The organism is Candidatus Roizmanbacteria bacterium (genome assembly GCA_016699265.1).
GTDB lineage: Bacteria > Patescibacteriota > Microgenomatia > UBA1406 > GWC2-37-13 > CAZLQR01.
Window position 1 is genome coordinate 520,239 of record CP064967.1, and the last position, 16,521, is coordinate 536,759.

Below are 16,521 nucleotides of genomic sequence, written 5' to 3' on the forward strand. Positions count from 1 at the left end.
ATTATTTCAACATGATAACCCTTACCACCGTAGTTCTTATCCTTACAATTGCCTATATATTTCTTTTAAACCCGTTAAACTGGTACATAGTAAGTGGTCTGATTACCCTTCTTTCTCTATCCTTGTTCCTTGTATCGCTTTCCATCACCAAAAACAAGAAGTGGTCGTTTTGCGCAGCTCTCTACATATGTATATTATTAGCGCTTAGTTATTTACTAGGATTTAACCTCCTCAACACAATCCTACTCACGTGTTTTATAATTGGGATAGTCGTTCTACTTAAATAAGAATATGAAAAAATTCTACGTAACAAACTCAATTCCATATGTGAATGCCTCTCCACACATCGGTCATGCGCTTGAATTTCTTCAGTCAGATGTAATCAAACGATTTCACAAAGAGATTCTAAAGGAAGAGACATTACTCCTTTGTGGAAGCGACGAGAATGCTTTAAAAAATGTTCAGGCGGCAGAAAAAGCAGGGGTCCCAGTTCAGGATTTTGTGGACAAAAATGCGATACTTTTCCAAAATTTAGCTGAAAAACTCAATGTCGAGTTTGACGTATTCCAAAAAGGAAGTGACACTAATCGCCACTTTACCTCAAGTCAGAAACTATGGAATCTTTGCAACAAAAACGGAGACATCTTTAAAAAAGAATATAGAGGGCTATACTGCGTTGGTTGTGAAACATTCTATACAAACAACGAACTGAGTGAGAATGGCGAGTGTTTCGAGCACCCTGGAAAAAAACTAGATGAAGTTTCTGAATCAAATTATTTTTTCAAACTTACGAAGTATCGCGAGCAACTCACAGAACTTATCTCGTCGGACAAACTATTAATTGTTCCGGAGTCTCGAAAGAATGAGGTTCTTTCATTTCTTAATCAACCGCTTCATGACCTAAGTATCTCTCGCTCAAATGATAGGGCAAAGAACTGGGGAGTCCCCGTGCCCGATGACGATACTCAAAGAATCTATGTCTGGTTTGACGCTCTTAACATCTACCAATCGGGGGTTGGATTTGGATGGGATGAAGAACTATACAGAAAGTGGTGGCCGGCAAATGCTCATGTTATTGGCAAAGGAATTACACGTTTTCACGCGATCTACTGGCCCGCATTCTTACTTTCAGCTGGCCTTGAGTTACCAAAGAAACTTCTTGTGCATGGATATGTAACGGTTGAAGGAGAAAAAATGTCAAAGACAATTGGAAATGTGGTGGATCCATTCAGTTTGATTGAAAAGTATGGAACCGACCCGATCCGCTATTACCTTCTGCGTGAAATACCAACCTCAGGAGATGGGGACTTCTCAGAAAAAAGATTTATGGAACTGTACAACGCAGATCTTGCAAACGGACTAGGCAACTTGGTCGCACGACTTAAGAAGCTTGCTGAGGGACTCGATCTTGGGACAAAAGCTCCAGAACATATGTCAACTGAAGTCTCCGATTTCATCGAATCATTCGATTTTGCCCGAGCACTACAATCTGTCTGGACTCAGATCGCCAAGATAGACGCCGAGATCAACAAAGCCGAACCGTGGAAAATGACCGACAACGAACAAAAGAATGAATTTCTGAAAACCGCAATCAATCATCTTTTGCAGATCGGTGTAGATCTGATACCCTTTTTACCCAAAACCTCACATATAATTTTAATTACTTTACAAGGCACCGTATCTAAACCCGAAGCGCTCTTTCCACGACTATGAAACACAAACAACCACAGCACAACAAAGTTTTTAAGCCCAAAGACTTCTTAAAGAAATTTGGTTGGCGTAAGACATCGGCCCTTATTGCCGTAACAGTTCTAGCAATACTAATCTATTTTTTTATTTTTAGGGATCTTCCCAATCCGGCTAATTTAGCCAACTACAAAGTTGTTCCGCTTGCTACTCATATTCTCGACAGAAACGGTAAGCGACTTTATGAGATTTATAATGACCAAAAACGAACACCTGTAAAGCTGTCAACTCTTCCTAAATATGTGTATCAGGCCTCGATAGCAATTGAGGACAAAGACTTTTACCGCCATGGTGGTATTTCGATTTTCGGTGGAATTATACGAGCTATGAAGGACATCGTCGTAACTCGCTCACTTCAGGGAGGTTCAACAATCACGCAACAGTTAGTGAAGAGTGCCCTACTCACTCCAGAAAGAACCATTCAGCGAAAAATCAGAGAAATAGTTCTTGCGACATGGACCGAGAAGCTGTTCACAAAAGATCAGATTTTAGAGTTTTATCTAAATCAGGTTCCATACGGAGGTTCGGCCTATGGTATCGAGGAGGCTGCGAAGACAATTTATGGTAAATCTGCGAGTAAATTAAGTATAGATGAGGCAGCCCTTCTTGCTGGACTTCCACAAGCACCATCACTTTACTCACCTAACGCAAATCCTGATCTAGCAAAAAATAGACGAGATAGCGTTCTTCTCAAGATGAAGGAGCAGGGATACATTACTGACCAGCAGTACCAATCTGGACTAAAGAAACCCGTGCGAGTAAAGACTATCGAAACTTCAATCAAAGCACCTCACTTTGTTTTTTATGTTAAAAGCCAACTTGAGAAGGAGTATGGAATTAAGACGGTAGAAGAAGGTGGACTTACTGTGCAGACTACACTCGATCTGAATATTCAGGAGGAATCCGAGAAGATCCTCAAAGACGAGATAGAGCAACTTACGTCCTTAAATGTTGGTAACGGAGCGGTTCTGGTAACGCGTCCTCCAACGGGTGAGATTCTTTCGATGATTGGCTCGGTCGACTACTTCGCCACTGGATCGGGAGCATTTAATGTTACTACCGCGCTTCGACAACCCGGATCATCGATTAAACCAATTAATTACGCTATCGGTATCGATAGAAAGTTGGTAACCGCCGCATCAATGTTTTTGGATGTACGAACCTGTTTTCCTGCACCTGAGAAACCCTACTGTCCTGTCAACTATGACGGCACATTCCATGGCGCAGTTCCACTACGACTCGCGCTCGGCAACTCATTCAACATCCCTGCTGTTAAGATGTTAGCTCTAAATGGAGTAGATAATTTTATAGCGTCTGCTTCTGCCTTCACGATCAAGTCCTTCAAAAATCCTGAACGATACGGACTCTCCCTTACCCTTGGAGGTGGTGAGGTGAGAATGACCGAGATGGCGCAAGCATTTTCTGCCTTTGCTAATCTCGGGAAACCAAGAACCCTAAACAGTGTCCTTAAGGTAACTGATAAATACGGGAAGGTTCTGTACGAGTTTAAGGATCCAAACTTCAAGGCCGACGTTCGCAAGCCATTACGCGACCCTCAAATGTTGAGTATTCCTGGAAAAAGAGTGATTTCACCAGAAACGTCCTTTATTATCTCTCATATCCTTTTGGATAACTTTGCTAGAAGTCAAGCCTTCGGTACCAACTCAGAACTAGTTATTCCCAAACAAACAGTGTCAGTCAAAACCGGTACTACCGATGATAAGAAGGACAATTGGACCATCGGGTATACTCCAAACTTTCTAACTGTAGTCTGGGTGGGAAACAACGATAACAAACCAATGAATCCGTACCTCACATCTGGAATAACCGGAGCAGCTCCTATCTGGAATGAGGTTATGAGTTATGTTCTGAAAGATCAGCAAAATCTTCCTCCGAGAAAACCGGCGAATGTTGTTGGACGACAGGTATGCTGGTCAAGCGGTGCCGCTACTTCGCAACCTGATGGAAGTAACGCTTCTTGTCAGACACGATTTGAGTATCTTATTAAAGGAACTGAGCCAGTCGCGCTTACCACCAAGCGTGAAATGGTCTGGGTTACTAAAGACAGCGATAAGCTGGCACGAGAAGGTGATACAAACACAGAACTCAAAGAAAAAACGATAATATCAGATGCATACTCTCGATACTGTCAAGACTGCGCTGGCGATCAGCCTCAACCGTCCCCGACCCCAGCACCATAGATTCGGAATATAGAATATTGAATGTAGAAAGGATTAGGCGAACGAGGAAATATTAACTAAAGATCGAAGAATGTTCGAGCTCTAGTAGCGTCGTCAAAATTCTCTATTAACCAACTGAGATGTCCTTGGGTTAATTGAACGTTTGAAGTTCGATAGATCATTAAGGAAATGTTTGGAACCTCTAGAGCCTTTTTGAGTTCATCAATACTACTCAAGAAATCAAAAATATGGGCTGGCATAATAAAATCTCGACCTGGATTATCGGTTGCTAGTTTAATAAAACTAGCAACAAAATCCTCAACATTACCAGACTCAACTTTTCTTCCAATTGATATTAAAGCGTTAGGAAATTTCTCGCTCATTTCTACGAACTGTTGAGGAGTAATCCCGAATCGATTATTGTCAAAAAGATCTGCATTAAGAATGCAGGACCTTGCTGGATCTTCAATGGACTCAAGAATTTTTCCAATTGCCTCCGATTCTTTGAAGTCGTATTTTAGAGATTTCGGAAGTGAGGATGAAACGACAATTTCGTATGCCGACGTAGGATCGATATCGGATTTACCACCTCTATTGTGAGAGACGTATAGACCTCTTTTTTCATCAAATCTGCAATCTAGCTCAGCAACGTGACGATTTTGGTCTTTAGCGAAAGCATTCACTCTCCTTCTATTATTTGCATTATGTGCCCAGCCTACTTCGGATGGTTTAGTAAGTCTTAGGTGGCTGAGAAATTCTGCAGTTGCAGGTCTCAGTGCCTCTTGACCAGATATTGGTCCTTTTAAAAATTCTCTTAACTCATTACGATTGGCCTCGCGATTCACTCCTTCACTTTCGGGAAGAGCAATGCCAAATACGGCTGTACCAAGCAACGCCAATCCAGCATTTTTTAAGAAAGATCTCCTTGAAATCTCTACCACATGCAGCGATTATAGCAGTATTTTTGTGGCTCGGGGCAGAGTTGAACTGCCGACCTAACGCTTATGAAACGTGTGCTCTACCGCTGAGCTACCGAGCCTGCTACTACACCATTATACTAAATACTTCATTCTCCATACTCTATACTTAGACTATGGATCTATCCATTATTATTGTCTCCTACAACACCTCACAGATCACGAGAGAGTGCATTGAGTCAGTAATTGTTTCTCTGAAAGACAGTAAAATTAAATATGAGATAGTTGCCGTGGACAATAGCTCGTCTGATGACAGCGTTGAGCAACTGAAACTTCTGAGATCAGAATATAAGCAGATTGTACTTATCGAAAATGACAAGAATCTTGGTTTCGGCCCCGCAAACAACCTTGCCGTAAAGAGTGCCAAAGGGAATTATATTCTTTTATTAAATTCAGATACCGTTGTCCTGAATAGCGCTATTGAAAAGCTCCTAACCTTCGCAAAGTCCACGAAAGATGCGGACTTTGTCGGAGGTAAACTACTCAACAAAGACCAATCTTCCCAACCCTCATCCGGCCCTTATTACTCACTTTTTGTAATCTTTGCTGCATTGTTTCTCAGGGGCGATTACTGGGGTCTCTCTAGACAGTCCCCCGATAAAACGAAACAAGTTGATTGGGTTTCAGGAGCTTGTATTCTCACCAAAAAGGAGTACTACAAGAAGCTCGAGGGATTTGATGAGGGTATTTTTATGTATATGGAAGAAATTGACCTTCTGCATCGAGCAAAGGAACTCGGATATCATACCTACTTCTACCCAGATGCAAAATTCATTCACTATGGTTCTCTATCCTCAGGTAACAGGACCTATCCCATCCTACAGGTCTACCGCGGATTTATATATCTATACGGCAAGCATCATGGTAAAGTTGCACGTGCCTGTCTCTCGGTTATGCTACAATTAAAGGCAGATATAGCCATAATACTAGGGAAACTTTCACACAATCCATATCTCATAAAAACATATGAAGAAGCAAAAACTCTCACCAAGCAGCAATAATCCTTCAGCTTCGCTCAGGACCAAAGCTGGTTTTTGGGGTTGGATAGACCAAAACATTCTCCACTGGGCCTTTCTTGGTTTTATAGTAGCTATTGCCGCTATACCAAAGTTTCCGATTCAGCACGTTGAGTACACCTATATTAAGATCCGAATCGATGACCTACTGCCAGCTATCATGGTCTCGTTGTTTACTATACAGTGGCTTCGGAGAAAGATAGTTCTCAATCGAACATTGCTTATTCCAGTAGTCCTGTTTTGGACCGCTGTCTTCAGCTCATTTTTATATGCTTACTACGTTTCTTACACAGTTCCCGTATTTAACATTGGACTACTACATAGCTTAAGAAGAGTTGAGTATATGATTGTATTCTTCATTGCAACATCGCTAATAACCACAGAAAAACGTTTCTTCCAATATCTCAAGACCTATGTGGCTACATTTTTGGCCGTGTCAGTATATGGCCTTATTCAAAAATTTGGCTTTCTACCATCGATTCAATCAATGAATCCAGCCTATGTGGATGGGAGACTTCTCTGGCTTAATCCCGACGATCGGATCAACTCAACATTCGGTGGTCATTTTGATCTTGCAGCGTACATTACTTTTAGCATCCCTCTCGTTCTCGGACTGTATTATACAAAGCTAAAAAAATGGTATTTAGTAGCTTTTTTTGCTTCATTAACAGCGCTTCTTTACACTTCGGCAAGATCATCGTTTGTTGCCTATGTGACTTCGCTTACCTTTATGCTACTTACGATGCGTAAATTCAAATTTTATTTATTGGCAATGGTTGTAACTGCTGGACTAATGCTCGTGACAGGAGACATGACAAAGCGTCTCCTACAAACATTCCAAGTAAAGACCGTCTACACTAATCAACTTACAGGGCAGCAACAAATCGGACAGCAAATTTCAGTAAAGAACCTGCCGGCTGGAAGCTACGAAATTGATCTTCCATTTTTAAAGAAACCAATCTCAAAAAATGTCGATGAAGTAGCTAAACGAAACGTAGCTCGTAGCCTCGCTTATGAGCAAGCGAAACGAACAGGTAAGATTTTGACAGCTGCAGAAATTGAAGATGAAGCTTCGCGTACCATGGGATTTATTAAGCCAGAACAAACGCTTTTGTGCGATATTTCATGTGCAACTCGTCTTCAAGTAGAGTGGCCACGTGCAATTTTAGCCTTCAAAAGCAATCCTTTTATTGGACGAGGTCCCTCCTCTATAACCGAGGCCACCGACAACGACTACCTCCGTTGGCTTGGAGAGTTAGGTCTCGTCGGTACATCGCTCTTTATCTTTATTATTTTCAGAATAATATTTATCAATTTAAGGTTTGGAAGAAAGAGTACCGAATTTAAAATACTCACCTTCGGATTTGTGTGTGGTGTGCTCGCATTACTTATCAACGCTTTGTATGTAGATGTTTTTGAAGCATCGAAAATGGCCTATAATTTCTGGTTGGTATCAGGACTATTTGTTGGAATAACAACACTTTATGATAAAAACAAAGCCTAACCAGAAAAAGGGATTTACTATATTTTTATTTATTGTAATTGCGATCTTAACAGTTGGCTTACGACTTTATAAACTCGATACTCCTCTTGCAGACTTCCACTCTTGGAGACAGGCCGATACGGCATCTGTTGCTCGAAACTTCGTTGATGATGGAATCGATCTACTAAAGCCTCGGTATGACGATCTTTCAAATATTCAGTCTGGAATTGTTAATCCTCACGGATACCGAATGGTTGAGTTTCCTGTTTACAATGCTGGAATAGCCTTACTTAACACTACCAATGTTTGTAATATTGAGGTCTGCGGAAGGTTACTGTCGATTCTTGCAGCAGTAACAACTACAATGATTCTATTCTATCTTCTTCTTAAAGAACATGGCCTACTCTCTGCCGTCATGGGAAGTCTAACTTTCGCGGTTTCTCCCTTCTTTGTTTACTTTACTCGTGTTGTTTTACCTGATCCGACCGCTGTTGCTTTTGCGATGAGTTCAATATTCTTCCTTTATTTGTTCACTGAAAATCAAAAAAATAGGAGGCTTTCTTTACTGTGGTATTTTATTTCACTCATATGCTTTGCGTTAGCAGTATTGGTAAAGCCAACTACCATTTTTTACGCTGTTCCATTAGGGTACCTGTTTATTCGCACTTACACCTGGGATGTTCTTAAAAAACCATTAATCTATATATTCTGGATACTAGCGTTCGTACCATTACTTCTTTGGAGACAGTATATTCTACAGTTCCCAGAAGGAATACCAGCAAGCGAATGGCTCTTTACCTCTGTAAACACAGCCGGTGGACTCCAAAATATTTTCTTTAAACCATCATTCTTTCGATGGATCTTTTTTGAACGGATCAATAACCTACTTCTTGGAGGCTTTTTAACTCCTTTTTTTATTCTTGGCGCACTATCTAGGCAGAAACGATATTTGTCCCATTCTATTCTTCTTGGTTCCTTAGCCTTCCTATTCATTTTTCAAGGAGGAAATGTTCAGCATGAGTACTACCAGACTATGATATTTCCAGCTCTCGCAATGTTTGTTGGTATTGGCATATCATATCTGCATACTCATTCACGTCAGTTCATATCTTCAACCATACTTATTCCGGTTATTATGGCACTTTACATTTTTTCCGTATTCATTTCCTACTATACCGTTCGTAACTACTATAACTATTCCGGTGAGCTTGTACAAATCTCAAAAATAGTTCGAACTCTAACCTCAAGAAATGATCTCATTGTGACGGATACTCTTGGAGATACTACTCTTCTCTATTTATCAGAACGAAGGGGAGCACCTGCTGTATATAAAGATCTTACAGTGCTTAAGCATGATGGTTATAAATATTTTGTAACTCAGAAGATTGATGTTGCCGATGAAATTATATCGCATAAAACGCATACTCCAATTTTTAGAAGCGATAAGTTTGTAGTATTCGAACTGTAACCTGTATGAAAATTTTGATGGTTACGCCATATGTGCCATATCCTCCGTCATCAGGTGGTCAGATAAGAACTTTCAATCTACTAAAGTATTTGAGTAAAAGAAACTACATAGTTCTTGTTGCTCTCTATAAAAAAGACTCTGAGAAAGAGTACCTGTCAGCACTTAAACAGTACTGCGATGAGGTATATCTCTGCAAGCGACCAGAAAAACCTTGGCAACTTAAAACAATCTTAAAAGCCCTCTTTACGCTTAAGCCATTTCTTATTGCTCGCAATTTTTCACACGAGGCACAGCATACTATTGAACAACTGCTTAAAGATGAAAAGTTTGACGTAATTCATAGCGAAACCTTTTATGTGATGCCTCACTTACCTGCGACAAAGACTCCTGTTTTCCTAGTAGAACAGACTATTGAGTTTGAGGTATATCAACACTTCGTCGACTCGCTCCCATTTATACTCCGCCCCATACTTTACATTGATATTCTGAAGTTAAGGTACTGGGAGAAGTTCTACTGGAAACGGGCGACACTTATGGCTACCGTTTCAAACACCGATAGAGATACCGTCATGAAGGTCGCGCCAGAACTTGACCCCGTCGTTATTCCAAACGGAGCCGGTGAAGACATGGTCATCGAAAGACTTGGTAAGAAACCCCTCAATCAGCTCAAACTCCTTTTCCAAGGAAACTTTTCCTGGCTTCAGAATGTTGAGGCAGCAGAATTTCTCATTAACTCTGTCTACCCTACCCTGAGGAAAAACTTTCCACATATGCAGCTAATAATCGCAGGGCAACACGCTAAGAAAATAAAACGAAGCCATCCTGAGATCTCCATTGTTGAGATTCCTATTCACGACACTCAAACCGTTATAAAACTCTACAAGGAAGCATATCTCTTTATAGCTCCAATATTTGGACCTGGTGGCACTCGACTGAAACTTCTTGCGGCTATGGCATGCGGTCTCCCCATAATCTCAACAAAGACAGGGGTTTCTGGTCTAGACGTTACCGATGGTGAAAACGTGTTATTGGCAAATACTCCTGATGAGTTCGCTTCGCAGATTCGAAAAATAATCGAGGATAAAGATCTCTATAACTCGCTGAGAGAAAGCGCACACACCTTAATATTAAAAAAATATAGTTGGAAGGTGATTGCGAAGGAACTCGAGAACACTTATTTAAAAATCAAACCATAATATGCGCATTGCTTTAGACATCTCTCAGATCGTGTATCAGGGCTCGGGGGTTGGTCGATTTACCGAAGGGTTAGTCAAAACTATTTGTGAATTTGACACAACCAATGACTGGATTTTTTTCTTTTCTTCCTTTCGCAGAATAATGGATGCTTCTATCAGAAATAAAATTGAAACTTCTCGACATACGCTTATAGAATCAAAGCTTCCTCCGACAGTTCTCAGCTTTCTCTGGAACAATCTTCATTTTTTTTCCATAGACTCACTAATTGGTAAGGTGGATTGGCTTATAACCTCAGACTGGACCGAACCACCCTCCAAAAATAGGAAGGCCACAATTGTGCACGACCTTGTATATCTCAAGTATCCGGATACGGTTGACTCTCTAATTCGAAAAACACAGGAACGTAGACTGAGGTGGGTCCAAAGAGAATCATCACTCATATTCACTGACTCGGACTCAACCAAACACGATCTAGAGACCGAACTCTCTTTTGATAAAAATAAAATCTTTGTGAATTACCCTGGGGTTGTACAACCTATTGGAAGGACCGTAACTAGCTCCAAGACGAGACCCTATATCTTAAGCGTTGGAAAAAGAGAACCTCGGAAAAATCTAGAACGATTAGTAAAAGCATTCAACCTACTAGATCGAGACGACATCGATCTCATGATTGTGGGAATGGAAGGATGGGGAAATATACCCCTTGAGACGAATCCTCAGATCAAACTTCTGGGTTTTGTTTCTGATGAGGAACTTGCAGAACTGTATCGTAACTGTCTCTGCTTCGTGTTCCCCTCGCTCTATGAGGGCTTCGGGTATCCTGTAATTGAGGCAATGAGTTATGGCGCGCCTGTTGCAACATCAAGCAACTCTTCTCTTCAAGAAATTGCGGATGATGCAGCCGTCCTGTTTGACCCGATGCAAGAAGAGTCAATTGCGGCAGGCCTCAAGAAAATCATAAACTCGAAGGTGCTCAGAACTTCACTATCAAAAAAAGGAATCTCAAAATCAAAGGAGTTTTCATGGAAGAAGTACTTAGACAGAATGATACAAGTTCTCGATGACGCTAAATAACATCTATGGTAATTGGCATTGATGGAAATGAAGCGAACGTCATAAACCGCGTAGGAGTATCGACATACGCCTATGAACTATTGAGATATTTTAATTCTGTGGCAAGCGGAGACCAACAGTTTGTAATTTATCTGAGAAATACTCCTTCAAATGAACTTCCCGAGCAGTCAAAGTTCTTTACCTACCAAATCGTCAAACCAGACTTTATGTGGTCCCAACTTTCACTCCCCATTAATTTGTATTTAGGCAAAAAACCAGATGTATTTTTTAGCCCTGCCCATTACGCACCACGGTTTAGTCCTGTTCCGACCGTTGTCACTATTCATGACCTTGCATATAAACTCTTTCCCAAAGAGTTCCTGAAAGGGGATCTCTACAAACTTAACCGATGGACCGAGTACAGCATACGTAAGGCATCAAAGGTTATCTGTGTTTCCAAACACACCAAAAAAGATCTTGTCCGATTATGTCCGAGTGTAGAAACTAAAACAGATGTCGTATATAACGGCTTCCGTTCTCAAAAAATAAAAAATAAGAAATTAGAAATAAGTCCCGATTCCTCAGAATCGCGGATCCCGATCGTAAATCGGGAAAATACGAACCCATATATTCTCTTCGTGGGAACAATTCAGCCTAGAAAGAATGTTGTCTCCCTCATAAGTGCATTCGAAATTTTTTCTCAATCCCACCCTGAGTATGAACTCAAGATCGTGGGAAAACAGGGTTGGCTTTTCAATGAGACAATGAACAAGATAGAAAGCTCGACCGTAGCAAACAAGATTGCGTACCTCGGCTTTGTTGAAGACTTGGCACTATCGGATCTATATAAAAATGCATACGCGACCGTACTACCGTCTTACTACGAAGGTTTTGGATTACCGGTACTTGAGGCTATGTCACATGGATCTCCGGTCATCGCCTCGAATAACTCCAGCCTGCCAGAGATCACAGGTAGTGCAGCACTTCTTTGCGATCCCAACGATCCTCAGTCAATCGTGACTTCGTTAGAACGTCTTCAGGATAAGAAACTAAGGACCGATCTAATCAAGGAGTCCCAAAAACAAGTAAAGCTATTCTCATGGGAAAAATGTGGAGCCGAAACATTGGCAGTTATCCGGTCTGCCGTGGCATGAAGCTTAAGTTCATCACCCTCAACATAGAGCATGGAGGCAAACTCCTCACAGAAGCCATTGAGTTCATCAACAATGAGCAACCCGACCTTCTATTTCTCCAAGAAGCACAGAGTACCGAGTTCCAGACCGACAAGAGCCATTACAAAACGGTTTCAACAATTCTTTCACAAACAACATTTACCTATCATGTCTTTTCACCGTACGTAGAGTTTGATTTCGATGGAATAACTATTCTACATGGAAATGCGATATTCTCCCGCTATCCTATAGAAAAAGGGGAGGTACTCTACTTTAATGGAGAGTACGAGAAGGCGGATTTTTTTGAGGCACAACGTCTTCATGACTTTACTCGACTCCCTCACGCCATGCAAACAGCAACACTACAACTTCCTCATATGAAGGTTTTTTTAACAAACGTCCATGGAGTATGGGGAAGGGATGGAAATGACTCTCCTGTCAGAGAAAAGATGGTAGAAATTATTTTAAGAAATGTTGAGGGTCATACATCGACTATCGTTGCCGGAGATTTTAACTTTCAAAGCTCCACTCATTCCGCCAAAATGCTCGAAAAGAATCTTAACTCGGTTTTCGAGCAACGACTCGTCTCCACCTTTAATATGAAACGTAAAAAGGATAGTGGCTACGCGACTGCGGCAGTAGATATGGTTTATCTGAGCGATGATATTCGGGTGCTTTCTTCTCGCTGTCCTCAGGTTGAAATATCGGATCATTTACCACTCGTCTGCGAGTTAGAATTATAGATATGATCAAAATCATTGAAGACATAAACTTAAAAAAAGAATGGAATGCCAAGGCACTTCATCCTATGCAGTCTTGGGAATGGGGTGAGGCGAGAAAGCAGATGGGTCTCACGGTTGTGCGGGTCGCCGACTATAACGATAAAGAGTTAGTAGGCATATTTCAGATGACTGTGCACCCAATTCCAAAGACTACTTTTAAGATTGGTTACGTACCTCGATCAGGAAATCCTTCCGCAGAGGTCATTGGTTTTTTTAAAAACTATGGTAAAAAAAACAACCTGATCTATATCAAGTTTGAACCAAATATTAGGAGCGAAGATCGTAATGCTCATAATCTTGAGCGTTTGGTCAAGTCAGATGCTCCACTGTTTCCCAAGTGGACCCAGTCGATAAATCTTCGGAATACTGAGGAGGAGCTGCTTAAGAGCATGAAACCAAAAACTCGCTATAACATAAAGCTTGCACAAAAGAAGGGCGTAACGGTGAAGGAGATGAGTTCGGACGAAGGTTTTGAGATCTTCATTAAACTTTATTTTGAGACTTGTAGGCGCCAACATTACGCAGGTCACAACTATGACTATCACCATACACTTTTTCAGACCTTGAAGGACAGTATCTCGCATATTCTTATCGCATTTTTTGAAAATAAACCCGTCGCTGCCTATCATCTCTTTGAATTCAATAATGTTCTTTATTACCCGTATGGGGGCTCATCTGATCAATACCGCGAGGTGATGGGCGCGAACATCCTTATGTGGGAGGCAATTCGATTTGGGAGACTGCGTGACTGTAACTCATTTGATCTCTGGGGCTCTCTTGATCCTGATTACGATTCTTCTAATATCTGGGCTGGGTTCACTCGTTTCAAGAGTGGGTACGGATCGGAGTTCGTTCAGATGGTTGGAAGCTACGATCTTGTAATTAATTCACTACTATATAGACCGCTCATCCTTGCTCAGAAAATGAGAGAGAAGCTTATTGGAGGGTAAATCAGTTCATGTCTTTTTGATCTTTCTGTTCGTTCTCATCGCGCTTGAGAAGCGTTGCAAAGTTTTGTGAAAATGATGGGAAGGTTTGCTCCTTATCCTGGAAGACCAACGCTACCTTTATTACCTCGTCCATATGACTTACGAAGACGAAATTAAGGTCTTTTAGTACATAACTTGGGATATCCTCAAGATCTTTTTTATTATCTTTTGGAAGGATTATCGTCTTGATATGGGCTCTATGTGCGGCAATCACCTTCTCCTTAACCCCACCTATATCTAACACTCGTCCTCGAAGCGTAATCTCTCCGGTCATACCGACATCTTTTCTGATTGGTAATTTTGTGAGTGCTGAGATAAGAGCAGATGTAATTGCGATTCCTGCTGAAGGTCCGTCCTTAGGAACCGCACCTTCTGGGACGTGAACATGAACATCTATCTTTGTGAAAAAATCCTTAGGAAGACTGAATAATTCCCATCTAGAACGAACATACGATAGCGCCGCCTGACAGGACTCCTTCATCACGTCACCCAACTGTCCGGTTAAGGTTAACTGTCCCTTCCCCGGCATGATGGCTACCTCTATAAAGAGAATGTCTCCTCCTGCCTGAGTCCAGGCAAGACCTGTTGAGATCCCAACGGTGTCGCGCTCCTCAAGCATCTGTGCTTGGTACTTGGTCGGCCCGAGATACTTCTGCAGATCCGATGCGCCAACGACCTTTGACTGTGTTTTTTTCTCAACGATTTCACGAGCTATCTTTCTACAGATTCCTGCGATCTGTCGCTCTAATTCGCGGACACCGGCCTCTCGAGTGTAGGTGCGAATAATTGCTTTTAGTGCAGTATCAGTGACCTTTACCTCTTCGTTGCTCAAGCTATGTGCCTCAAGTTGTTTTTTTATTAAATAGGTTTTCGCGATATTGAATTTCTCGTCCTCGGTGTAACCAGGGAAGTGAATTATCTCGAGTCGATCTCTGAGGGCGTCAGGGATAGTGTCGAGCATATTTGCTGTGGTAATAAAAAAGACATCTGAAAGATCGAACGGAACCTCAAGGTAGTGGTCTGAGAACATGTGATTCTGCTCAGGATCAAGAATCTCAAGGAGGGCCGATGATGGATCTCCCCGATAGTCGCGACCAATCTTATCGATTTCGTCCAGCATGAAGACGGGATTATTGGTACCTACATGTTTTATTCCTTGAATGATTCTTCCCGGAAGTGCACCTACATAGGTTCTTCTGTGACCTCGAATCTCGGCTTCATCGCGAATTCCTCCAAGCGAGATCTTGGCAAACTTTCTTCCCAATGCGCGAGCAATAGACTTTCCGAGCGAGGTCTTTCCTACACCAGGGGGACCAGCAAAACACAAAATGGTGGGTTGGTTTTCTTTCTTTGATCCTTTCTTCTCGTGTAGTTTTTTAAGCTCGATTACCGCAAGGTACTCAAGTATGCGTTCCTTTATTTTTTTTAGTCCAAAGTGGTCTTCGTTTAAGATCTTCTCCGCCTGCTTTACATCAACTGCCTGTGAGGACGAAACCGACCAGGGCAGTTCGGTGAGCCAGTCAAGATAGGTTCTCACATATGAAGACTCTGGATTAAACTGAGACATCTGAAGAAGCCTCTTGAACTCCTTTACTGCCTTCTCTTCTACTTTTTTAGGCATTTTTGCTTTTTTTATTTTGTCTCTTAGTTCAGCAAGATCCTTATCCTCACCTTTTCCACCCAACTCTTCCTCAATCGTCTTCATCTTTTCTCGAAGGAACGACTCCTTCATTCCCTGTTCGAATTTCTGTTGTGTTTTGGAAGAAAGATTCTGCTCGATCTCTAAGATGCGAAGTTCTCTGTTGGTATACAACACTTCTCTCTTCAGTCTCTCAACGAGGTTCATCTCCTCAAGGAGCTCCTGCCGTTCATATTCCCGAAGGTCAAGAACCATAGCTACCTGATTGGAGAAATCGCTCGGTGAGGTTACATTTTAAAATATTCATCAAAAAGATGAAGTCAATCGTTTTGCCATAATTAATAGCTTTCTTGATCTGAGCTGCGATATGCTTTACCATGGCCTGAATCTCATCGTTCTCTTCTATTATGTCCTGAAGTACAACTGCCTCAGCTTCAAAGTGTGGCTCAACCTGATCAAAGTTTACAATTCTCACTCGGTCGATTCCTCTAACAAGAGCATTTATCTCACCCTTCTCTCCATTAACGACATTTTTATTGTTGCAAGCGTTCCAACAGAATGAAGAGTGTCTGCAGTTGGAGAATCTTCAGATGAATTTCGTTGCATTACCAGAACTACCTGCCTACTCTCAGAAGCAAGCGCCTTGTTAATTGCGAGAACGCTTTTTCACGACCAAATGTAAGTACGTTCTCCGTGTTTGGAAAGACGATTCCTTCCTTTACTGGAACGAGTGGATATTTATTATTCATTATTATTTCCTAAAATTAAGGCTGTATTAGCAGTATAGATATGCAATTGCCAATTGTCAACTCCAAACTC

11 protein-coding genes, 1 tRNA gene and 1 pseudogene are annotated in these 16,521 nt (G+C 41.5%); 10 read left to right on the top strand and 3 right to left on the bottom strand.

Features of this window, described 5'->3' with window-relative positions; genetic code table 11:
• Positions 1 to 291: 291 nt before the first annotated feature.
• Together IPH70_03015 and IPH70_03020 are read left to right on the top strand one after the other, a co-directional pair.
• A complete protein-coding gene (locus tag IPH70_03015) occupies positions 292 to 1,713 on the top strand; it encodes a methionine--tRNA ligase (protein ID QQR63459.1) in 1,422 nt (473 codons plus the stop codon).
• Positions 1,710 to 3,947, top strand: a complete 2,238-nt coding sequence (locus IPH70_03020; protein ID QQR63460.1) for a transglycosylase domain-containing protein — start codon at positions 1,710 to 1,712, stop codon at positions 3,945 to 3,947. The genes IPH70_03015 and IPH70_03020 overlap by 4 nt, the downstream gene beginning before the upstream one ends.
• A 56-nt stretch (positions 3,948 to 4,003) precedes the next feature.
• Here the strand turns inward: IPH70_03020 and IPH70_03025 are convergent, their stop codons facing one another.
• Together IPH70_03025 and IPH70_03030 are read right to left on the bottom strand one after the other, a co-directional pair.
• On the bottom strand, positions 4,004 to 4,867 hold the full coding sequence (locus IPH70_03025; GenBank protein QQR63461.1) for a DUF2181 domain-containing protein: 864 nt from the start codon (positions 4,865 to 4,867) through the stop codon (positions 4,004 to 4,006).
• A 26-nt stretch (positions 4,868 to 4,893) separates the two neighbouring features.
• Positions 4,894 to 4,965: transfer RNA gene (locus tag IPH70_03030), tRNA-Met, on the bottom strand.
• A gap of 54 nt (positions 4,966 to 5,019) precedes the next feature.
• Between IPH70_03030 and IPH70_03035 the strand changes: the two genes are divergently transcribed.
• Genes IPH70_03035 through IPH70_03070 form a run of 8 tightly spaced genes read left to right on the top strand, consistent with a single transcriptional unit; the run spans position 5,020 to position 14,024 of the window.
• Positions 5,020 to 5,904, top strand: coding sequence for a glycosyltransferase family 2 protein (locus IPH70_03035; protein ID QQR63462.1), 885 nt, complete (start codon positions 5,020 to 5,022; stop codon positions 5,902 to 5,904).
• Positions 5,870 to 7,423, top strand: coding sequence for an O-antigen ligase family protein (locus IPH70_03040; GenBank protein ID QQR63463.1), 1,554 nt, complete (start codon positions 5,870 to 5,872; stop codon positions 7,421 to 7,423). The genes IPH70_03035 and IPH70_03040 overlap by 35 nt, the downstream gene beginning before the upstream one ends.
• Positions 7,404 to 8,870, top strand: a complete 1,467-nt coding sequence (locus tag IPH70_03045; GenBank protein QQR63464.1) for a glycosyltransferase family 39 protein — start codon at positions 7,404 to 7,406, stop codon at positions 8,868 to 8,870. The genes IPH70_03040 and IPH70_03045 overlap by 20 nt, the downstream gene beginning before the upstream one ends.
• A 5-nt stretch (positions 8,871 to 8,875) precedes the next feature.
• Positions 8,876 to 10,066, top strand: coding sequence for a glycosyltransferase family 4 protein (locus tag IPH70_03050; GenBank protein QQR63465.1), 1,191 nt, complete (start codon positions 8,876 to 8,878; stop codon positions 10,064 to 10,066).
• A 1-nt stretch (position 10,067) separates the two neighbouring features.
• Complete coding sequence (locus IPH70_03055) at positions 10,068 to 11,141, top strand: glycosyltransferase family 4 protein (protein ID QQR63466.1); 1,074 nt, start codon at positions 10,068 to 10,070, stop codon at positions 11,139 to 11,141.
• Between the two features lie 5 nt (positions 11,142 to 11,146).
• Entirely contained in the window at positions 11,147 to 12,274 is a 1,128-nt protein-coding gene (locus IPH70_03060; GenBank protein QQR63467.1) for a glycosyltransferase family 4 protein, read from the top strand.
• Positions 12,271 to 13,035: an endonuclease/exonuclease/phosphatase family protein gene (locus tag IPH70_03065; GenBank protein QQR63468.1), complete on the top strand. Its 765-nt coding sequence runs from the start codon at positions 12,271 to 12,273 to the stop codon at positions 13,033 to 13,035. The genes IPH70_03060 and IPH70_03065 overlap by 4 nt, the downstream gene beginning before the upstream one ends.
• A 2-nt stretch (positions 13,036 to 13,037) precedes the next feature.
• The gene (locus tag IPH70_03070) at positions 13,038 to 14,024 is read left to right on the top strand and encodes a peptidoglycan bridge formation glycyltransferase FemA/FemB family protein (protein QQR63469.1); all 987 of its coding nucleotides are present in this window, start codon (positions 13,038 to 13,040) and stop codon (positions 14,022 to 14,024) included.
• 1 nt (position 14,025) lies between these two features.
• Here the strand turns inward: IPH70_03070 and lon are convergent.
• A pseudogene (gene lon, locus IPH70_03075) lies at positions 14,026 to 16,451 on the bottom strand (endopeptidase La).
• Positions 16,452 to 16,521: the final 70 nt, after the last annotated feature.